This window comes from Pseudomonas sp. S4_EA_1b (assembly GCF_016307435.1).
GTDB lineage: Bacteria > Pseudomonadota > Gammaproteobacteria > Pseudomonadales > Pseudomonadaceae > Aquipseudomonas > Aquipseudomonas rhodesiae.
Genome location: NZ_JAEILC010000113.1, coordinates 1 through 20,849, shown reverse-complemented (window position 1 = coordinate 20,849; position 20,849 = coordinate 1). Strand labels below are relative to the sequence as shown.

Below are 20,849 nucleotides of genomic sequence, written 5' to 3'. Positions count from 1 at the left end.
GCGCTGGGCTGCGAAGCGGCCCCAAGACCTGACAACCGTTTATGCCAGGCACACCGCAGCGTCTGGAGAAAGGGCCGCTGCGCGGCCCGGCGCGGGGCCAGCCCGCTCACCACAAAAAGCTCATATGCTCAGGTTATGTTTCTACCGGAGATATGTAGATACCGATGCTCATTGGGGATGCCTACACAACTCTCAGAGGCTGACACCCACCCTGTGTTGAGCAGGCTTGCCCTGCGCTGGGCTGCGAAGCGGCCCCAAACCTGACGACCGTTTATTCCAGGCACACCGCAGCGACTGGAGAAAGGGCCGCTGCGCGTCCCGGCGCGGGGCAAGCCCGCTCACCACAAAAAGCTCATGTGCTCAGGTGATGTTTCTACCGGAGATGTGTAGATACCGATGCTCATCGGCGATGCCTACACAACTCTCAGAGGCTGACACCCAGCCATGTGGTGAGCGGGCTTGCCCCGCGCTGGGCTGCGAAGCGGCCCCATTGGTCCTCATGCCACCTGCCTGATCCCTGCCTTGGCCTCCAATTCGCGCACCAGCGGCAATACCCGCTTGCCGAAGTACTCCACTTCTTCCTGGAAGTGCAGAAAGCCCGCCAGCACCAGGTCCACGCCCACGGCCTTGAGGGCGACGATGCGTTCGGCGATTTGTTGCGGCGTGCCGATCAGGTTGGTCTTGAAGCCGTCGTTATACTGCACCAGGTCTTCAAAACTGGACTTGGCCCAGTTGCCCTCGCCTTCGGGCGAGGCCTTGCCGGCTTGTTTGGCGGCGTCACCAAAGGCGTTCACCGCTTGCGGGTCGGCTTTGTCGATGATTTCGGCCAGCACGGCGCGGGCTTCTTCCTCTGTATCGCGGGCAATCACAAAGGCATTCACGCCGATCTTGACCGAATGGTTGTTCGCCGCAGCCTTGGCGCGGATGTCATCGACCTGGGCCTTGATACCTTCCGGGGTGTTGCCATTGGTGAAATACCAATCCGACACCCGCGCGGCCATATCCCGCGCGGCCCGCGAGCTGCCGCCCTGGAACACTTCCGGCCGGCCGAGCGGCTTGGGTTTGAGGGTGTAGTTGTTGAAGCGGTAGAAGTCGCCCTTGAAGGTGAAATCGTCCTGGGTCCAGATGCCTTTGAGCGCACGGATGAATTCTTCGGAGCGGCGATAGCGCTCATCGTGCTCCAGCCAAGGCTCGCCGATGGCCTGAAACTCGCCCTTGAACCAGCCGCTGACGATATTCACCGCGATGCGGCCGTTGGTGAGCTGGTCGATGGTCGCCAGTTGCTTGGCCGCCAGCGCCGGCTGCCAGGGCCCGGGCAGGATCGCGGCGATAACCTTGAGTCGGGTGGTGGCGGCCAGCAGGGCATGGCTGAACGCCACGGACTCATGTTGGTTCTCGGCGCCGTAACCGGCGGTGAAGCGGATCTGGGTCAGGCCGTACTCGAAGCCGGCCGCCTCGGCCAGTTGCGCCAGTTTGCGGTTGTAGTCGATGCCCCAGTGGGTGCGTTGCTCGATCTTGCTGACCACCAGCCCACCGCTGACGTTGGGCACCCAATAGGCAAATTTCACGGCTTGCTGACTCATCGAACGGTACCTCGCACAAAAGGGATGTACCGAAGGGTTGAGCAGCAAGCGTGCCAGCCTGGGCAAAGCCCCCGAGCCAGGGCGGTTGCGCGGGATATTACGGGCGGGGCCCCCTTGGCGGCCAGTGTCGGGCTTCGCGCCGTTTTGTCGGATCGCTGTTGCCAGGGCAACAGTTCTAACCCTTCAATCCCCATAAACACTGGGCTCGGCGCCCGGCACGGAGTGTGCAATTGCCCTTGCACCGATCACTGCCCAGGAACCGTCCCATGACCGAACACCACATCATCAATCCGTTGGCTACCGGCGCCGACTATGCCGCCCTGGCGGCGCGCTTTCGCCCGATTTTCCAACGCATCGCCGAGGGCGCGCTGGAACGGGAAAACACCCGCACCCTGCCCCACGCGCCGATCCAATGGCTTAAAGAGGCCGGCTTTGGCGCCCTACGCGTGCCGGTGGAATACGGGGGCGGCGGCGCCTCGCTGCCGCAGTTGTTCGCGCTGCTGATCGAGCTGGCCGAAGCCGACTCCAACGTGCCCCAGGCCCTGCGCGGGCACTTCGCCTTTGTCGAAGACCGCCTGAATGCCGCGCCCGGCGCCGGCCGTGACCTGTGGTTCAAGCGCTTCGTCGACGGCGACATCGTCGGCTGCGCCTGGACCGAAATCGGCGCAGTGGCCATCGGCGAGGTGATCACCCAAGTCACACCGAACGGTGATCAGTGGGCGCTCAATGGCGAGAAGTTCTACAGCACCGGCAGCATTTTCGCCGACTGGATTGACGTGTACGCCCAACGCAGCGACACCGGCGGCGACGTGATTGCCGCCACCCGCGCGCGCCAGCCTGGGGTGGTGCACAGCGATGACTGGGACGGCTTTGGCCAACGCACCACCGGCAGCGGCACGTCGCGCTTTACCAATGCCGTGGTGGAGGCGGAAAACCTCATCGACTTTGCCACCCGCTTCAAATACCAGACGGCGTTCTATCAACTGGTGTTGCTGGCCAGTCTCGCCGGGATCGGCCGCGCCGCGCTCAAGGACGTGGCGCAGCACGTACGCAGCCGCAAGCGTATCTACAGCCACGGCAATGCCGCCCATGTCAGCCAGGACGCGCAGATTCAGCAGGTGGTGGGCGAAGTCGCCGCCCTGGTGTATGCCGCCGAAGCCAGCGCGTTGAAGGCTGCGGAGCCGGCGCAACGAGCGTACCTGGCGCGGTTCGGCGGGGATGAAGTGGCCGAGCGCGAGGCCAATGTGGCGGCCGAAATCGAATCGGCCACGGCGCAGGTGGTGGTGTCGGAATTGATTCAGCGGGCCACCAGCGAACTGTTCAATGCGCTGGGAGCTTCGGATGTGCGCCAAGGCAAGGGTTTGGACCGGCATTGGCGCAACGCGCGGACCGTGTCCTCGCACAACCCGGTGATCTACAAGGCGCGGATTGTGGGGGATTGGGTGATCAATGGCACCGAACCGCCGTTCGTTTGGCAGATCGGCAATGGCCCGGCGAAAGACTAAAACAGAATGAGCCGAACCCTGTGGGAGGCGCTTGCCCCTCCCACCTCAGAACGCCAATTTGTAACCGACGGCCATCAACATAACCGCCAGGCACGGGCGCAATACACCGTCCGGGATCTTGCCGGTCATGTGGCTGCCGATATAAATCCCCGGCAGCGAGCCCATCAGCAGAAAGCCCAGCAGGTGCCAGTCCATATTGCCCATACCGGCATGACCCAGGCCCGCCACCAGGGTCAGCGGCACGGCGTGGGCGATTTCGGTGCCCACCAGTCGGCGCGTGGCCAGGAACGGATAGAGGATAAACAGCGCCACGGTGCCCAGGGCGCCGGCGCCGATGGAGGTCAGGGCGACCATGGTGCCGAGGATCGCGCCGGTAAGCACGGTCAAGGCATTCAAGTTGCGCGGGTTCATGTGGTAGCTGTCGCCGGCATGACGCTGGGCGAAAGCCAACAGGGTTTTCTTGAACAGAATCGCCAAAGCGGTCAGCAGCAGCACCACGCCGAGGGCCTGCTTGATCACCGCGTTCATTGCGCTGGGGTCGGTGTGCAAAGTGGCCAGGAACCACAGGGTCAGGAGCACGGCGGGCACACTGCCGAGGGTGAGCCAGCCGGTGATGGTCCAGTCGATGTTCTTGTTCTTGCTGTGCACCAGCACGCCGCCGGACTTGGTGATAGCGGCGTACAGCAGGTCGGTGCCCACGGCCGTGGCCGGGTTGATACCGAACCACAACAGGATCGGCGTCATCAAAGAACCGCCGCCGACGCCGGTCATACCGACGATAAAACCCACGATCAGGCCGGCAATGACAAAACCAAAGTTACCCACTTCCATTAACAGCTACCTGCGGCCATATAAATTACTGGCCGCAGGATAGCGATTTTTCTTATAACCACTTATACCAATATGATCTGACTTTATGCCTTTTACGCCAGCCGGCGACACACGTAGGCCTGTGTCTGGTAAGGAAACGCTACGGTCTCGCGCCCGCGCAGGTCGGGATGGGTGTCGATCAAGGTGTGCAGTTGCGCGGTGACGCTGGCCTTTTGCGTGTCCGGCAGCGCCGCGATGAAACTCACCGAGAGGAAGCGATCAATGATCACTTCCTGGGGGCTGCCTACGTGCTGGTAAGCAAAACAGGTCAGTTCAGGCATGGAAAAATACTTGCCGCGAAAGGCATCACGCCAACGGCCGGTATGGAACCGTGGTGTGTCGCCTTCATAAGGCGTGATGATCTCGGTGATCGCCGCCACCCAGTCCACCGACTCGTCGCGCACATTCCACACCAGGCCCAGGCGCCCATCGGGCTTGAGAACACGGTGAATTTGCGCCAATGCCGCCTGTGTGGCGAACCAGTGGAAGGCCTGCGCGCACACGACGACGTCGGCACTTGCAGTGTCCAGGGGCATGGCGTCGGCGGTACCGGAAACCAGACGTACACCGGGCAATGCCTTGAGCAGTTGCTCGCCCATCTGCGCCACGGGTTCCACGGCGATAAGCGTCGGCGCCAGGCTACTGAGCAAGCGGGTGAACTTGCCGGTGCCGGCGCCTAGGTCGACCACCGTCGACTGGCCGGTAACCCCCAGCGTCTCGCTGAGCCAGCCCGTGAGCTGGCGGGGGTAATCTGGCCGCCCCTGGGCGTAAGTGGCGGCCTGGGTTGAGAAACCTAGTTGAGCAGACGCGTGAACGGCGGTCATGGTCAATCTCTCCTCGGGTAAAACGGGGCCACAGTATGCTCTTTTGCCCGCCTGCTTGCAGGCCGATCAGCTCGCGCTGCTGGGCAACCACACCCGAAACCGCGCGCCGCCCAGCGGTGAAGCCTGGGCGGTCAACGTCCCGCCCTGAGCCTCCAGCGCACGCCGGCTGATCGCCAGGCCCAGACCAAAGCCGCCAGTGGCACGGTCGCGGCTGCGGTCGAGACGGTAGAAGGGTTCGAAGATGCGCTCGCGCTGCTCCAGCGGAATGCCGATGCCGTCATCGTCTACCCAGATCTCACAGCCCTTGGGGCACACCTTGACGCCCACCTGGATGCGTTTTTCGCAGTAGCGCGTGGCGTTGCGCAGCAGGTTCTGCAACGCGCGGGCGGTGAGGCGTGGGTCGAGACTGAAGCGCTCGACGGCACAATCGAGCGCCACATCGATGACGATCTCGGGGTTTTCCAGTTCGTCATCGACGCTGCCTAGCACGCTGTCGATAAATTCATCGAGCACCACGTCCACCCGCTCCGGCAGTTGCGACGGGTTCTGCAAACGGCTGTAGGACAACAATTCCAGCACCAACTCGTCCAGCTCGCGGATATGCGCCACCAAACCCTGCAGACGTTCGCGGCTGGCCTGGGGCAGGTCTTCGGACAGCGCCAGGGCCAGGCCGAAGTCCAGACGCGTGAGGGGCGTGCGCAGTTCATGGGAGACCGCGTTGAGCAGGTCGCGCTGCTGGTTGAGCAGGTGCTCGATGTCGTCGGCCATGGTGTCGAACACCGCGGCCAGGCTGCCGATACTGGAACGGGCCGAGATTCCCGTGCGCTCTGTCAGATTGCCCTGGCCCAACTGCGCGGCGGTGCTTTTCAAGCGCTCAAGGTCGCGCCAGTGCGGGCGCAGCCAGGTCAGCAGGCACACCAGCAGCGCGGCGACAATCAACACGTTGATGGCCCAGTACAGCAAGTTCATGTCCAGCGGGTCCGGCGGGATGGTCAGCTTGACCACAAACTGATCGTTGATCGGCGAGCTGATCTCTTCCATCCAGCCCCACTCGCCCAGGCGCACCACCGGTTTGCCCTGCTCCAGCAAGCGCGCTTCTTCGAGGGTATAACTGGCGTCCTGACGCAGCAGCAGTTGCACATGCAGCGGCGCAAACTCCCGCCCCAGTTGCTCGGTTACCTGAGACCAACGCTCCACCGGCGCGCGCTGGTATTGCTTGACGATCAGGTGTTGCTGGCCGCGGGTCTGCTCGATGTTGTAATTCAGGTAGCGGTGTTCGAACAGTTGGATCACCAGCTTGGGAATCAGGTAGATCGCGGCGCTATAGGTAACGATAGTGATCAAAAAGAGGCGAATCAGCACGCGCAACATGGGTCAGCATTCCCACTCGGAACGGCTGAACAAGTAACCCTTGCCCCATACCGTTTTGATCTTGCGCGCTTCGCCGGCATGGTCGTCGAACTTGCGCCGCAGCTTGGAGATGGCCACGTCCACCGAGCGATCGGTGCCGTTGAACTCAATACCGCGCAGGCGCTGCAGGATCTGGTCGCGGCTGAGCACTTCGCCGGCGTGCCGCGCCAGCACCACCAGCAGGTTGTATTCGCCGCTGGACAGCTCCACGGCCTGGTCGCGCCAGGTCACGGTGCGCTCCGACAGGTCGATGCACAGGTTGCCCATCAGGATCTGATCGTTGGCCACCTGGGGTTCGGACAAACTGCTGCGGCGCAGCAAGGTGCGCACCCGTGCCAGCAGCACGCGGGGTTCGCAGGGTTTGGTGACGTAGTCATCGGCGCCCATTTCCAGGCCAAGTACCTGATCGTGGCTGTCGTCGCGGGCGGTGAGCATCAGGATCGGCAGACAGGCCGAGTCGGCGCGCAGCAGGCGGCACACCTGCAGGCCATCAAGCCCGGGCAGCATCAGGTCGAGGATTACCAGGTCCGGGGGATCACGGCGCGCGCGTTCCTGCACCAGATCGCCACGGCTGAGCACGTTGACGTGGTAGCCGTTGCGCTCCAGGTAGCTGGCAATCAGCTCGGAGAGCGCGGCGTCGTCTTCGACCAGGAGGATGTTGGGCATGAAGGTGTTTCCAGAAAATACAGTGATGTGTCGTACACACACCCAATGCCGGAGGGTGCAAACGCCCTCCTGCATTGGATACTTAGTGGTTGCAAGATTGTGCAAGGATATACGCCCTCGGTGCCTCGCGCGCCGCACCTTACATTTCTTCACACACCTGCTACACAGCTTCACAGCACCGAGGCGCCGGTGACTTTAGGATGCGCCAGTCATTATTGGGATAAGAGCATGTCGAAGAATCTGTTTGCGCCGTTTTGCCTGCTGGCCCTGACGCTGGCACTGAGTGCCTGTGACCAGTCGGCCGTCGAAGCGCCGGAAATGCCCCTGGCCAAGGTTCGCATCGAGACCTTGCAAGCCAAGCCCCTGTCCATCAGCAGCGAATTGAGCGGGCGCATCGCCGCGCCACGCATTGCCGAAGTGCGCGCGCGGGTAGCCGGCGTGGTGCTGCAGCGGGTGTTCAAGGAGGGCCATGACGTCAAACAGGGCGACGTGTTGTTTCGCATCGACCCGGCCCCCTTCAAGGCCGACCTGGACAGCGCCAAAGCCAACCTGAGCAAGGCCGAGGCCAACGCGTTCCAGGCGCGCCTGCAAGAGCAGCGCTACAGCCAGTTGGTGGAAGGCAACGCCATCAGCGGCCAGGACTACGACAACGCCCGCGCCGCCGTGCGCCAGACCAACGCCGAAGTCGCCGCCAATAAAGCCGCCGTTGAACGCGCCAAGCTCAACCTCGGCTACGCCACCGTCACCGCGCCGATTTCAGGGCGCATCGGCCGGGCGTTGGTCACCGAAGGCGCCCTGGTCGGCCAGAACGAGGCCACACCGCTGGCGATCATCCAGCAACTGGACCCGATCCACGCCGACCTCACCCAATCCACCCGCGAGCTGAACGACCTGCGCCGCGCCTTCCGCGCCGGCAGCCTGAAGCAGGTCGGTCAGGACCAGGCCAAGGCCACGTTGATCCAGGACGACGGCAGCCTCTACCCGCTGCCAGGCAAATTACTGTTCGCTGAAATCAGCGTCGACCCAGGCACCGGGCAAATCGTTCTGCGCAGCGAGTTCCCCAACCCGGACCTCGACCTGCTGCCCGGCAGCTTCGTGCGCGTACGCCTGGAGCAGGCAGTCGATACCCAGGGCCTGAGCGTGCCGCAGCGCGCCATCACCCGCGACAGCGCCGGCGTCCCCATGGTGCTACTGCTGGACGCCGAACAGACCGTCAGCCAGCAACCGGTGGAGCTGGGCGCGGTGATCGGTGATCGCTGGGTGGTCAGCCATGGCCTCAAACCCGGTGACCGCATCATCGTGGAGGGCCTGCAACACGCGCGGCCCGGTGAGAAAGTCCAGGTGGACGACAGCCCAGCCAAGCTGACCAACAAGGATTCCTGAGCATGCCGCAGTTCTTTATCGACCGCCCGATCTTCGCCTGGGTGGTAGCGCTGTTCATTCTGTTGGCCGGCCTGTTGGCCATCCCCCAGCTGCCGGTGGCGCAATACCCGAACGTTGCGCCGCCGAAAGTCGAAATTTACGCGGTGTACCCCGGTGCCTCGGCGCAGACCCTGGATGAGAGCGTCGTAAGCCTGATCGAGCAGGAACTCAACGGCGCCGATCACCTGTTGTATTTCGAGTCCCAGAGCAGCCTGGGGTCGGCGACGATCACGGCCACCTTCCAACCCGGCACCAACCCGGAGATGGCCCAGGTGGATGTGCAGAACCGCCTCAAAGCCGTGGAGCCGCGCTTGCCCCAGGCCGTGACTCAGCAGGGTCTGCAGGTGGAAAAAGTCTCCGCGGGCTTCCTGCTGCTGGTGACCCTCACCTCCAACGACGGCAAGCTCGATGACGTTGCGCTCAGCGATTACCTGGCGCGCAACGTGATGAACGAACTCAAGCGCCTGGACGGGGTGGGCAAGGCCCAGCTGTACGGGGCCGAGCGCGCCATGCGCATCTGGATCGACCCGCAGAAGCTGATCGGTTTCAACCTCACCCCGGCCGACGTGAATGCCGCCATTGCTGCGCAGAACGCCCAGGTCTCGGCCGGCAGCATCGGTGACTTGCCGGGCACCAATACCCAGGAAATCACCGCCGCGATCCTGGTCAAAGGCCAGTTGTCGACCCCGGCGGAATTCGCCGACATCGTGCTAAAGGCCAACCCGGACGGTTCCACCGTGCGCATCGGCGATGTGGCGCGGGTGGAAATCGGCAGCCAGGAATACCAGTTCTCCACGCGCCTGAACGGCAAGCCCTCCACCGCCGTCAGTGTGCAACTGTCACCGGGCGCCAATGCGCTGAATACCGCGACCCTGGTGCGGGCGAAGATGGACGAGCTGTCGCGCTATTTCCCGGCCAATGTGGAATACAAGATTCCGTACGACACCTCGCCTTTCGTCGAAGTCTCGATCACCAAGGTGGTCTACACCCTGCTGGAGGCCATGGCGCTGGTGTTCGCGGTGATGTTCCTGTTCCTGCAGAACGTGCGCTACACGTTGATCCCGACCCTGGTGGTGCCGATCGCGCTGATGGGCACCTTCGCCACCATGTTGCTGCTGGGTTTCTCCATCAACGTGCTGACCATGTTCGGCATGGTGTTGGCCATCGGTATCCTGGTGGACGATGCCATCGTGGTGGTGGAGAACGTCGAACGGATCATGGTCACCGAGGGCCTGCCGCCCAAGGAAGCGACGCGCAAGGCCATGGGGCAGATCACCGGCGCGATCATCGGCATTACCCTGGTGCTGGTGGCGGTGTTCCTGCCGATGGCGTTCATGGCCGGGTCCGTGGGGGTGATCTATCAGCAATTTTCACTGTCGATGGCCACCTCGATTCTGTTCTCGGCGTTTCTCGCCCTGACCTTGACCCCGGCCCTGTGCGCCACCTTGCTCAAGCCGATCGCCAAGGGCGAGCACCATGCCAAAGGCGGCTTCTTCGGTTGGTTCAACCAGCGTTTCGAGCGGCTCACCGAGCGCTATACCGGCTGGGTGGCCTACGCCCTCAAGCGCAGCGGCCGCTACCTGCTGATCTATCTGGTGCTGCTGGCGGGCCTGGGGCTATTGTTCACGCGGCTGCCCTCCTCGTTCCTACCGGTGGAAGACCAGGGTTACACCATCACCGATATCCAACTGCCGCCGGGCGCCAGCAAGAACCGCACGGTGCAGGTGGCCGAGCAGATCGAAGCGCACAACGCCGGCGAGCCGGGGGTGGGCGATACCACCATGATTATGGGCTTCAGTTTCTCCGGCTCCGGGCAGAACGCAGCGCTGGCGTTTACCACGCTCAAGGACTGGTCGGAGCGCAGCAGCGAGGATGCCGCCGCCGCGATTGCCGAGCGTGCCAATGGCGCGTTCAGCGAGCTTAAAGATGCGATTGCCTACTCGGTCCTGCCGCCGCCCGTGGATGGCCTGGGCACCTCCAGCGGTTTCGAGTTCCGCCTACAGGATCGCGGCGGCGTCGGCCATGCGGCATTGATGGCGGCGCGCACCGAACTGCTGGCCCTGGCGGAGAAAAGCCCGATCCTGGCCAATGTGCGCGAAAGCGCCCTGGCCGAGGCGCCCCAGGTGCAGTTGGAAGTCGACCGCAAACAAGCCAACGCACTGGGGGTGTCCTTCGCCGAGGTGGGCAATGTGCTGTCGTCGGCGATTGGCTCGGCCTATGTCAACGACTTCCCCAACCAAGGCCGCATGCAGCGCGTAGTGGTGCAAGCCGAAGGCGACCGGCGCAGCCAGGTCGAGGACCTGCTGAAGATCCACGTACGCAACGACGCCGGCAAGATGGTGCCACTGTCCGCCTTCGTGCAGGCCAAATGGACCCAAGGCCCGGCGCAGTTGACGCGCTACAACGGCTACCCGGCCATTGCGATTTCCGGCGAGGCAGCGCCAGGCTACAGCACCGGTGAAGCGATGACCGAGATCCAGCGCCTGGTCGGCCAACTCCCGGCGGGCCTGGGCCAGGAATGGACCGGCCTGTCGCTGCAGGAACGCTTGTCCGGCTCACAGGCGCCGATACTGCTGGGGCTGTCGCTGCTGATCGTGTTCCTGTGCCTGGCGGCGCTGTATGAAAGCTGGTCGATCCCGACCTCGGTATTGCTGGTCGTGCCGCTGGGCGTGCTCGGCGCGGTACTGGCGGTGAGCTTGCGCGGCATGCCCAACGATGTGTTTTTCAAGGTGGGCCTGATCACCATCATCGGCCTGTCGGCGAAGAACGCGATCCTGATCATCGAATTCGCCAAGGACCTGTATGACCAGGGCGAAGACCTGATCGACGCCACCCTCAAGGCCGCGCGCCTGCGGTTGCGGCCGATCATCATGACCTCGCTGGCCTTTATCCTCGGCGTGGTGCCGCTGGCGATTGCCACCGGGGCCAGCTCGGCGAGCCAGCAGGCGATTGGTACAGGGGTGATCGGCGGCATGATCACTGCGACATTGGCGGTGGTGTTTGTGCCGGTGTTCTTTGTGGTGGTGATGAAGCTGGTGCGCAAGCGCAGTCGCTGACTGTCAGCTTCAAGCGGCCAGCCAGAGCACCCTTGCTTCAGCTTGCCGCTTGAAGCTTGCAGCCTGCAGCTGCTCAACCTATGTTGCTCACTATTCCCCCGAATCGTGAGCGCCATGCCCTTCCTTGCCCGCACCCATCCGCGTCTCTCCGCCGCCGCCGTCCTTGGCCTTGCCGTAGGCATCCTGGCGCCAGCCGACAGCCTGGTCAGCAAAATCCTGATTGGCTGGAACGCCGGGGTGTGGACCTACCTGCTGCTGATGCTGTGGTTGACCAGCCGAGCCAAGGCCGAGGACGTCAAGCGCATCGCCGAGGTAGAGGACGAGAACGCCGGGCTGGTGCTGTTCACGGTGTGCATCGCCGCCATCGCCAGTCTGGCCACCATCACGTTCGAGCTGGTAGGCAGCAAAGACCTGGCCACCTCGGAGCGCCTGCTGCACTACGGGTTTACCGGGTTGACAGTGATCGGCTCGTGGTTGCTGATCGGGGTGATTTTCAGCGTGCATTACGCCCGCCTGTATTACACCTGGACCGGCAAGGAGCCGGCGTTGCGCTTTGCCGAGGGCTTGCTCACGCCCAACTACTGGGACTTTCTGTACTTCTCCTTCACCATCGGCGTGGCCGTACAAACCTCCGACGTGGGCGTGGCGACCCGAGGCATGCGCAAAGTGGTGTTGGGGCAATCGCTGATCGGTTTCTTGTTCAACACGGCGATCCTGGGGTTTTCGATCAACATCGCCGCCGGCCTCTTCGGCTAGGCTGCACAAACCTTCTAGACGCTCACACCGCGAGGGGCGCTAATGGGGTTTTATCGTCGCCGAGGGGGATATGGCCGCGCACAATTGGATCGACCTGGCCCAGGACGCCGACACCGGCATCGAAACGCTGCGCGCGCATTTCGAGGGCCACGCCTATGACCCCCACTGGCATGACAGCTACTTGATCGGCGTCACCGAGCAAGGCGTGCAGCAATTCAATTGCCGCCGCGCCCGTCACAACAGCGTGCCGGGCCAGGTGTTCCTGGTGGAGCCCGGCGAGCTGCATGACGGCGACGCGCCCACGGCGGACGGGTTCACCTACCACATGCTCTACCTCGACCCGCAATGGCTGACACGGGAAGTCAGCGCGGTGTTCGAAGAAGCACCGATCAACAGCCAGCTGGGGTTTGCCAGCACCTTGGCCGACGATCCGCGCCTGGCCCTCGCCACCAGCCAGGCCTTCCGCACCCTGCATAGCGGCGAACTGCGTATCGTGCGTCAGCGCGCTATGGATCAATTGCTCGAACGCCTCACCGGCCAATTGCACTGGCGCCGACGCTATGGAGAGGACCCGCGCCTGCCATGGGTGGCGCACAAGGCCCGGGAATACCTGCATGCCCATCTGCACCACGACGTGGGCATGGACGAGCTGGCACTGGCCTGTGGCGTTGACCGCTTTCGCTTGAGCCGCGCCTTCAAAAGCGCGTTCGGCCTGCCGCCCCATGCTTATCTGGTTCAACTGCGCCTGGCGCGTGCGCGGCACTTGTTGGCCAAGGGTGAACTGCCGGCCGATGTGGCGATTACCCTGGGCTTTGCCGACCAAAGCCACCTGGGCCGCTGGTTTGTGCGCGCCTATGGCCTGACACCGGCGGCGTACCGCAAGCGCTGCACAATTCTTCCAGACAGATAACGCCCCAACTGGTGAACATCGACGCCTTTATCGGGTTTATCGGAGTCACTTGCCATGTTGTCCACCTTGCTGCCGTTCATGCTGTTTGCCTTTGTCGCGTCCATCACCCCGGGGCCCACCAATATCCTGGTGCTGAGCAACAGCGCGCGTTACGGCATCAAAGCCGCGCTGCCGATCATTCTCGGCGCATGCGCCGGCGCGGCGGGGCTTGTGCTGGTGGTGGGTTCGGGGGTCGGCCAGTCGCTGACACAGGCCCCCAAGCTGCAAGCCGTCATGCAATGGGCCGGGGTGGCGTGGCTGAGCTACCTGGCCTGGAAAATTTACCGCGCACCGCCCCAAGGTGTCGAAGTGGACGCCAGCCAGAAACCCTTGGGCCTGATGGGCGCCGCCGGTCTGCAAGTGGTCAACCCCAAAACCTGGATGATGGCCCTGGCGGTGGTCAGCGTGTTCGCCGGTAATGGCGTTGAGCGCCAGAGCCAGGTGATCTACCTGTCTCTGGTGTTTTTTCTGATCTCGATCCCCTGCCTCGGTGTCTGGGCCTTGCTGGGCGCTGGTTCTGCGCGGGTGCTCGGTTCGGGGCTGGCGATGCAGCGGCTCAACCGTGGCATGGCGTTGTTATTGTTGAGTGCGACATGGCTGAGTGTGTGGATCTGAGCACGCCGGCCATCCGACGGTGTCCTACAACTTCTTGACGACTTTCGTACTTTAGTGGTTTCCTGAAACCGGTTTCAGTCATTCCAATAAAAATAGAAGGTCGATGACCGTGAACACTTTTTCCGCCGCCCAACGCAGCCGCGTGACCATGCTCGATGTTGCCCGGCACGCCGGCGTGTCCAAAGCCAGCGTCTCGCGTTTTATCGGCGAAGACCGCGCCCTGCTCTCCGATGCGATCGCCCTGCGCATCGAGCAAGCCATCGAACAACTCGGTTACCGTCCCAACCAGATGGCCCGCGGCCTTAAACGTGGCCGCACGCGCCTGATCGGTATGCTGGTGGCGGATATCCGTAACCCCTATTCCATTGCGGTGATGCACGGCGTCGAAACCGCCTGCCGCCAGCACGGCTACAGCCTGGTGGTGTGCAACACCGACCGCGACGATGAACAGGAACGCCAGCACCTGGCGGCCCTACGCTCGTACAACATCGAAGGCCTGATCGTGAACACCCTCGGCCATCACCTCGACCAACTGCTGGAATTGCAACGGGAAATGCCCCTGGTGCTGGTGGACCGCAAGGTCGAGCCGCTGCACAGCGACCTGGTGGGGCTGGACAACCCGGCGGCGGTGCGCATGGCGGTGGAACACCTGGAACAACAGGGCTACCGCGACTTGCTGCTGGTCAGCGAAGCCACCGATGGCACCAGCTCGCGCCTGGAGCGCCTGGCCAGTTTCAAAGCCGAGATCGCTCGCCGCCCGGCGTTGAGCGGCGCCGTGCTGGAGCTGGACGACGCCCTTGAAACTCACCTGCGCAATTTTCTCGCCACGCCGGGCCCCAAGGCGTTGTTCTGCGCCAACGGCGTTGCCGCGCTGGCCTGCACCCGCGCGCTCAAGAATTTGCGCTGCCACCTATTTGACGACATCGGCCTGATCGCCCTGGATGACCTGGACTGGTACCCGCTGGTAGGCAACGGCATCACCGCCCTCGCCCAACCCACCGAGGCCATCGGCGCCAGCGCGTTCGACTGCCTGCTCAAGCGCTTGCGCGGCGACACCGAGCCGACCCGCACCCTGGATTTCCTGCCCCAACTCATCATCCGCGGCTCCACCACGCGCCGACAGGGATGAGTGTTTTTTTGAACAAAAATGAAACCGGTTTCAGAGGGACAAAAACAATGCACACATACCCCGTTTCCATCAGCCTCTCCAGCTACGGCGCTGAGCTGGTGCGCCAGCAAGGCCAGTTGAGTTTCGTCCAATTACTGGCCCAGGCCGGTGCCCAGCGCATCGAGTGGCGTGAAGAACTGCTGACCGTCGAGCAACCCGCCGAGCTGGCCCAGGCCGTCGCGGCACAGGGCCTGGAAGCGGTGTTTTCATCGCCGCTGGAACTGTGGGTCGCCGGTCGCGCCCAGCCGAATGCTGAACTGAGCGCGACGCTGGATCGCGCCCAGGCCTTCGGCGCGCGCTGGCTGAAAGTCTCCTTGGGCTACTTCACCGACACTAACGACCTGGAAAGCCTGCACGCACTGCTGCGGCGTCATCCGGTGCGCTTGCTGGTGGAAAACGACCAGACCTTGCACGGCGGCCGTATCGAACCCATGCAACGCTTTTTCAGCGAAGTCGAACGCTTGGGTCTGCCAATCAAAATGACCTTCGATATCGGCAACTGGCAATGGCAGGACCAGTCCGCCCTCACCGCCGCGCGCCTGCTGGGCCGGCATGTGGACTACCTGCACTGCAAGGCCGTGAGCCGTCGCGCGGACGGCAAGCTGGTGGCGCTGCCGCCTGGCGCCACCGATTTGCATCAGTGGGAACAACTGCTCTCCCACATGACTCAAGGCATTACACGGGCAGTGGAATTTCCGCTGCACGGCGACGACCTGCTCGATGTCACCGCACGTCAGGTCGCCAGCCTCGCCGTGCTTGGCCAACCTCTCGCGGAGAACGCGCATGTCTGAGATCGATGTGTTGTCGTTTGGGGAAACCATGGCGATGTTCGTCGCCGAACAGACCGGCGACCTGGCCCAGGTCAGCCAGTTTCACAAACGCATCGCCGGGGCCGACAGCAACGTCGCCATCGGCCTGTCGCGGCTGGGCTTCAACGTGGCCTGGCTGAGCCGGGTGGGCGACGATTCCCTGGGCCGCTTTGTGGTGGATACCCTCAGCCGCGAAGGCTTGGACTGCCGGCACGTGGCCGTCGACCCGCTGCACCCCACCGGGTTTCAATTCAAATCCCGCGAAGAAGCCGGTGCCGATCCCCAGGTGGAATATTTCCGCAAGGGCTCCGCCGCCAGCCATCTGTCCGTCGCCGACATCGGCCCCGCGCTGCTACAGGCCCGCCATCTGCATGCCACCGGGATCCCGCCAGCGTTATCCGCAGCCACCGGCGAGCTGTCCCGCGCGCTAATGACGCAAATGCGCCAAGCCGGGCACAGCGTGTCGTTCGATCCCAACCTGCGCCCGTCGCTGTGGGCCAGCCAGGCGCAGATGATTGCCGAGATCAACGCCCTCGCCGGCCTGGCCGACTGGGTTTTGCCGGGCCTGGGCGAAGGTCGTCTGCTCACCGGTTTCGATGACCCGGCCGACATTGCCGCGTTCTACCTCGACCAGGGTGCCGAAGCCGTGGCGATCAAGCTCGGCGCGGACGGGGCCTACTACCGCACCCAGCTGGACCAGGGCTTTATCGCCGCCGTGCCGGTGGAAAAAGTCGTCGACACCGTGGGTGCCGGCGACGGTTTTGCCGTGGGCATGATCAGTGCCCTGCTGGAAAAGCTCAGCTTCCCCGAAGCCGTGCGTCGCGGCAATTGGGTCGGCAGCCGCGCCGTGCAAAGTCGCGGCGACATGGAAGGCCTGCCCACCCGCGCCGAACTGCTCGGTCGATCCGTCGCCTGATCCCTAACACCCTGTTGCCACAACTACAACAAGCTCAGGAGCAAGCCCATGGAAACCGTGAAACTCGCCACCCGCCGCTGGTGGTACATCATGCCTATCGTGTTTATCACCTACAGCCTGGCGTACCTGGACCGCGCCAACTACGGCTTCGCCGCCGCCTCCGGGATGGCCGAAGACCTGATGATCACCCCCGGCATGTCGTCACTGCTGGGAGCCCTGTTCTTCCTCGGCTACTTTTTCTTCCAGGTGCCGGGAGCGATCTATGCGCAAAAGCGCAGCGTGAAGAAACTGATTTTTGTCAGCTTGATCCTGTGGGGCGGCCTTGCCACCCTCACCGGCGTGGTGTCCAACGCCTATATGCTGATCGCCATCCGCTTTCTGCTCGGCGTGGTGGAAGCGGCGGTGATGCCGGCAATGCTGGTGTACCTGTGCCACTGGTTCACCCGCGCCGAACGCTCGCGGGCCAATACCTTTTTGATCCTCGGCAACCCGGTGACCATGTTGTGGATGTCGGTGGTGTCGGGCTACCTGGTGCAGCATTTCAGCTGGCGCTGGATGTTTATCATCGAAGGCCTGCCGGCGGTGCTGTGGGCGTTTATCTGGTGGAAGCTGGCCGATGAACGTCCCAAGGACGCCACTTGGTTGAGCGACGGGCAAAAGCAGGAACTGGAAACTGCCCTGGCCGCCGAACAGGTCGGCATCAAGGCAGTGAAGAACTACGCCGAAGCCTTCCGTTCGCCCAAGGTGATCATCCTGGCCTTGCAGTTCTTTTGCTGGAGCATCGGGGTGTACGGGTTTGTGCTGTGGCTGCCGTCGATCCTCAAAAAAGGTCTGCAGATGGACATGGTCGAGGCCGGCTGGCTGTCGGCATTGCCTTACCTGGCGGCGGTGATCGGCATGCTGCTGGTGAGCTGGGGCTCGGACAAGCTGCAAAAACGTAAACGCTTTGTGTGGCCACCGCTGCTGATCGCCTCCATTGCGTTCTATGCCTCCTACGTGCTCGGTGCCGAACATTTCTGGTGGTCCTACACCCTGCTGGTGATTGCCGGGGCGTGCATGTATGCGCCTTACGGCCCGTTTTTCGCCATCGTGCCGGAAATCCTGCCGGCCAACGTCGCCGGCGGCGCCATGGCGCTGATCAACAGCATGGGCGCCCTCGGCTCGTTTGGCGGCTCGTACCTGGTGGGTTACCTCAACAGCAGCACCGGCTCGCCTGGCGCCTCGTACCTGTTGATGAGCGGCGCGCTGATGCTGTCGGTGGTGCTGACGATTTTCCTCAAGCCCGGCGCCAGCGACCGTCAACGCGCGCCATTGCCACCCCTTGAATTGAAGGTAAAAGCCCAATGAAAAAAAAGTCTGTGGTGCTGTACAAAAAACTCTCCGCGCCGCTGATGGCGCGCCTGCACGAGCAGGTAGACGTCACCCTGATCGAAGCTCTGGATGACACCGGCCTGGCCAAGCTGCGCGACGCCCTGCCGAACGCCCATGGCCTGCTGGGCGCCAGCCTGCGCCTGGACGCACACTTGCTGGACCTGGCGCCGCAACTGGAAGCGGTGGCCAGCGTTTCGGTGGGGGTCGACAACTACGATATCGACTACCTCACCCGACGCGGCATCCTGCTCAGCAACACCCCGGACGTACTCACCGAAACCACCGCCGACACCGGCTTCGCGCTGATCCTGGCCAGTGCCCGCCGCGTGGTGGAACTGGCCGATATGGTCCGCGCCGGGCAATGGCATAAGAACATTGGCCCGGCGCATTTCGGCAGCGATGTGCACGGCAAGACCCTGGGCATCATCGGCATGGGCCGCATCGGCGAAGCCCTGGCCCAGCGCGGGCATTTCGGCTTCGGCATGCCGGTGCTCTACCACAGCCACTCGCCCAAGCCACGGGTCGAGGAGCGCTTCGGCGCGCAGTACCGCAGCCTTGAAGACTTGCTGCAACAGGCCGATTTTGTCTGCCTGACCCTGCCGCTGACCGCCGAGACCGAAAAGCTGATCGGCGCCGAGCAGTTCGCGTTGATGGGCCCGGACACGATCTTTATCAATATTTCCCGCGGCAAAGTGGTGGACGAAGCGGCGCTGATCGAGGCGTTGCAGCAACGCACGATCCGCGCGGCGGGGCTGGATGTGTTCGAGAAGGAACCGCTGGATCACAGCTCGCCGCTGCTGCGGTTGAACAACGTAGTGGCCACGCCCCACATCGGCTCGGCGACCCACGAAACGCGCGAGGCCATGGCCACCTGTGCGGTGGATAATCTGTTGGCCGCTCTGGCGGGCGAGAAGCCGAAAAACCTGGTCAACCCGACCGCCTGGAAGCAATAGCCACACCGAAGGCAAACACAGATCACCTGTGAGAGGGGGCTTGCCACCTCCCACAGAGCGGCGTCAGATCACGAACTTGGCCACCATCGCGTTCAAGTCCACGGCCAGGCGCGACAGTTCATGGCTGGCGGCGCTGGTCTGGTTGGCGCCGGAGGTGGACTGCGACGCCAGGTCGCGGATATTGACCAGGTTGCGGTCCACTTCGCGGGACACCTGGGCCTGTTCTTCCGAGGCGCTGGCGATTACCAGATTGCGCTCGTTGATCAGGCTGATGGACTGGGTGATCTGCTCCAGCGCAACACCGGCGGCGCGGGCCATTTCCAGGGTGTCCTGGGTGCGTTGATTGCTCTGCTGCATCGATTGCACGGCCTCGCCGGTGCCATTCTGGATGCCGGCGACCATTTTCTCGATCTCCTGGGTCGACTGCGCGGTGCGATGGGCCAAGGCCCGAACTTCGTCAGCCACCACCGCAAAACCGCGCCCGGCCTCACCGGCGCGGGCCGCTTCGATCGCGGCGTTAAGGGCCAGCAGGTTGGTCTGCTCGGCAATCGCGCGGATCACGTCGAGCACCTTACCGATGTCACGCCCCTGGGTGGCCAGACCTTCGATCATCACAGCGGTGCTTTGCACGTCGTGGGTCATGGTCTGGATCGCGTCGACGGTTTGCACCACGCGATCGCGGCCTTCGCGCGCAGCCTGGTTGGACTGGCGCGAGGCTTCGGAAGTAGAAACCGCGTTGCGCGCCACTTCTTCCACCGCGGCGGTCATCTCATTGACCGCCGTGGCGGCCTGGTCGATTTCGTCGTTCTGTTGCTGCAGGCCGCGAGAGGCTTCTTCGGTGACCGCGCTCAACTCTTCAGCCGCCGAGGCCAGTTGAGTGGCCGAACCGGCGATATGGCGGATGGTCTGGCGCAGGTTGGTCTGCATGGTGGACAACGCGCCGAGCAGGCGTGCCGGCTCGTCCCTGCCGTCGTCCTCAATCACGCTGCTGAGGTTGCCGCCGGCGATGGTCTCGGCTACCTGCACGGCTTTGCGCAGCGGCGTGACGATGCTGCGGGTCAGCAGCCAGGCCAGCAGCACCGTCAACAACGCGGCGGCGACCGACACCACCACGATGCCGGTGATGGCGCTGTTATAGCTCTGGCCCGCTACATCATTGGCTTGCTTGGCCGCCGCGCCGTTCATCGCAATCAGTTTGTTCAGTTGCTCGCCCATCTGGTCGGTGCCGTCCTTGATCCGGGTGTTGATCAGGGTGCGCATTTCTTCGACCTTGCCGTCCCGGGACAGGCTGAGCATATCGGCCTGGGCTTTCAGATAGGTGTCCAGCGTGCTGGAGAACGTCTTGAACAGCGCCGCTTCATCCGGCCCTGCAGGCAAAGCCGCGTAGGCGGCCTGGGCCGTTTTGGCCTTGTCGACCAACACTCCAATGCGGGTTTCGGCTTCCTTGAGCGCCGCAGGTTCGCGGTTGACCAATACGCGAAACGACAGAATGCGCATGCGCAACACGTTCTCGGTCACCTGCCCCAGGAACGTCACACTGGGCAGTTGATTGGTGTTCATGTCCACCGATGCTTGACGAATCAAGGTCATACGGTTGGCCGCGAACCCACCCAACAGCACCACTAACAACGCGATAAAGGCGAAACCCAGCGAAGCGCGAGGGGCGATATTCAAATGACGAAGCGACATAGACGTGTTCCCGAAGTGAGTGCCTGCGCGCAATCCCTGCCGCGAAACGATCAATCAGCGGCAACGCGCTGCCTGACCTTGGACGCCACTGTTGTTTTTAATAGGTGGGCCTGTAAGCAGTATCGGCAAGGATTGGGATTTTATGCAGGGCGCTTATAAATATTTTTTTACACTTCTGAGCATCGGCGCTTTCTGGCATCCTGCGCCTCCCTTTTCCGACCCGAGCCCATATTTTGTCTGACTCTCAAGCCCCCCGCCCCCGCGATAAATCGGCCCTGATCTAAGGC

At 63.2% G+C, this 20,849-nt stretch carries 17 protein-coding genes; 11 read left to right on the top strand and 6 right to left on the bottom strand.

What is annotated here, in order from left to right:
* Positions 1 to 497 precede the first annotated feature (497 nt).
* Entirely contained in the window at positions 498 to 1,583 is a 1,086-nt protein-coding gene (gene sfnG, locus YA0848_RS29405) for a dimethylsulfone monooxygenase SfnG (protein WP_169903216.1), read from the bottom strand.
* Between the two features lie 266 nt (positions 1,584 to 1,849).
* On the opposite strand from sfnG, the gene YA0848_RS29400 reads away from it, so the two are divergent.
* Positions 1,850 to 3,088 (top strand): acyl-CoA dehydrogenase family protein, encoded by a 1,239-nt coding sequence (locus YA0848_RS29400; RefSeq protein ID WP_169903215.1) that lies wholly within the window; start codon positions 1,850 to 1,852, stop codon positions 3,086 to 3,088.
* 45 nt (positions 3,089 to 3,133) lie between these two features.
* On the opposite strand, the gene YA0848_RS29395 is transcribed toward YA0848_RS29400, so the two are convergent.
* From YA0848_RS29395 to YA0848_RS29380, 4 genes are all read right to left on the bottom strand, one after another.
* The gene (locus YA0848_RS29395) at positions 3,134 to 3,919 is read right to left on the bottom strand and encodes a sulfite exporter TauE/SafE family protein (protein WP_034097119.1); all 786 of its coding nucleotides are present in this window, start codon (positions 3,917 to 3,919) and stop codon (positions 3,134 to 3,136) included.
* Between the two features lie 92 nt (positions 3,920 to 4,011).
* Complete coding sequence (locus YA0848_RS29390) at positions 4,012 to 4,782, bottom strand: class I SAM-dependent methyltransferase (RefSeq protein ID WP_169903214.1); 771 nt, start codon at positions 4,780 to 4,782, stop codon at positions 4,012 to 4,014.
* A gap of 66 nt (positions 4,783 to 4,848) precedes the next feature.
* Entirely contained in the window at positions 4,849 to 6,153 is a 1,305-nt protein-coding gene (locus tag YA0848_RS29385) for an ATP-binding protein (RefSeq protein ID WP_034097115.1), read from the bottom strand.
* 3 nt (positions 6,154 to 6,156) lie between these two features.
* Positions 6,157 to 6,858 carry a response regulator transcription factor gene (locus YA0848_RS29380; protein WP_034097114.1) on the bottom strand — a complete coding sequence of 234 codons (702 nt, stop codon included), beginning with the start codon at positions 6,856 to 6,858 and terminating at the stop codon, positions 6,157 to 6,159.
* 228 nt (positions 6,859 to 7,086) lie between these two features.
* Between YA0848_RS29380 and YA0848_RS29375 the strand changes: the two genes are divergently transcribed.
* From YA0848_RS29375 to YA0848_RS29330, 10 genes are all read left to right on the top strand, one after another.
* Positions 7,087 to 8,241 carry an efflux RND transporter periplasmic adaptor subunit gene (locus YA0848_RS29375; RefSeq protein WP_169903213.1) on the top strand — a complete coding sequence of 385 codons (1,155 nt, stop codon included), beginning with the start codon at positions 7,087 to 7,089 and terminating at the stop codon, positions 8,239 to 8,241.
* Between the two features lie 2 nt (positions 8,242 to 8,243).
* Positions 8,244 to 11,336, top strand: a complete 3,093-nt coding sequence (locus tag YA0848_RS29370) for an efflux RND transporter permease subunit (RefSeq protein ID WP_169903212.1) — start codon at positions 8,244 to 8,246, stop codon at positions 11,334 to 11,336.
* Between the two features lie 114 nt (positions 11,337 to 11,450).
* On the top strand, positions 11,451 to 12,092 hold the full coding sequence (locus tag YA0848_RS29365) for a DUF1345 domain-containing protein (protein WP_034097106.1): 642 nt from the start codon (positions 11,451 to 11,453) through the stop codon (positions 12,090 to 12,092).
* Between the two features lie 70 nt (positions 12,093 to 12,162).
* A complete protein-coding gene (locus YA0848_RS29360) occupies positions 12,163 to 13,002 on the top strand; it encodes an AraC family transcriptional regulator (protein ID WP_034097104.1) in 840 nt (279 codons plus the stop codon).
* Between the two features lie 54 nt (positions 13,003 to 13,056).
* The gene (locus YA0848_RS29355; protein WP_169903211.1) at positions 13,057 to 13,656 is read left to right on the top strand and encodes a LysE family translocator; all 600 of its coding nucleotides are present in this window, start codon (positions 13,057 to 13,059) and stop codon (positions 13,654 to 13,656) included.
* Positions 13,657 to 13,765: 109 nt separating this feature from the next.
* The gene (locus YA0848_RS29350; RefSeq protein ID WP_099313246.1) at positions 13,766 to 14,785 is read left to right on the top strand and encodes a LacI family DNA-binding transcriptional regulator; all 1,020 of its coding nucleotides are present in this window, start codon (positions 13,766 to 13,768) and stop codon (positions 14,783 to 14,785) included.
* A gap of 47 nt (positions 14,786 to 14,832) precedes the next feature.
* Positions 14,833 to 15,615 carry a sugar phosphate isomerase/epimerase family protein gene (locus YA0848_RS29345; RefSeq protein ID WP_040268102.1) on the top strand — a complete coding sequence of 261 codons (783 nt, stop codon included), beginning with the start codon at positions 14,833 to 14,835 and terminating at the stop codon, positions 15,613 to 15,615.
* A complete protein-coding gene (locus YA0848_RS29340; RefSeq protein WP_034097100.1) occupies positions 15,608 to 16,549 on the top strand; it encodes a sugar kinase in 942 nt (313 codons plus the stop codon). Before YA0848_RS29345 ends, YA0848_RS29340 begins: the two co-directional genes overlap by 8 nt.
* A 48-nt stretch (positions 16,550 to 16,597) precedes the next feature.
* Positions 16,598 to 17,896, top strand: coding sequence for an MFS transporter (locus tag YA0848_RS29335; RefSeq protein WP_040268099.1), 1,299 nt, complete (start codon positions 16,598 to 16,600; stop codon positions 17,894 to 17,896).
* A complete protein-coding gene (locus tag YA0848_RS29330; protein ID WP_034097096.1) occupies positions 17,893 to 18,873 on the top strand; it encodes a 2-hydroxyacid dehydrogenase in 981 nt (326 codons plus the stop codon). The genes YA0848_RS29335 and YA0848_RS29330 overlap by 4 nt, the downstream gene beginning before the upstream one ends.
* A 63-nt stretch (positions 18,874 to 18,936) precedes the next feature.
* On the opposite strand, the gene YA0848_RS29325 is transcribed toward YA0848_RS29330, so the two are convergent.
* Positions 18,937 to 20,562: a methyl-accepting chemotaxis protein gene (locus tag YA0848_RS29325; RefSeq protein WP_034113216.1), complete on the bottom strand. Its 1,626-nt coding sequence runs from the start codon at positions 20,560 to 20,562 to the stop codon at positions 18,937 to 18,939.
* Positions 20,563 to 20,849: the final 287 nt, after the last annotated feature.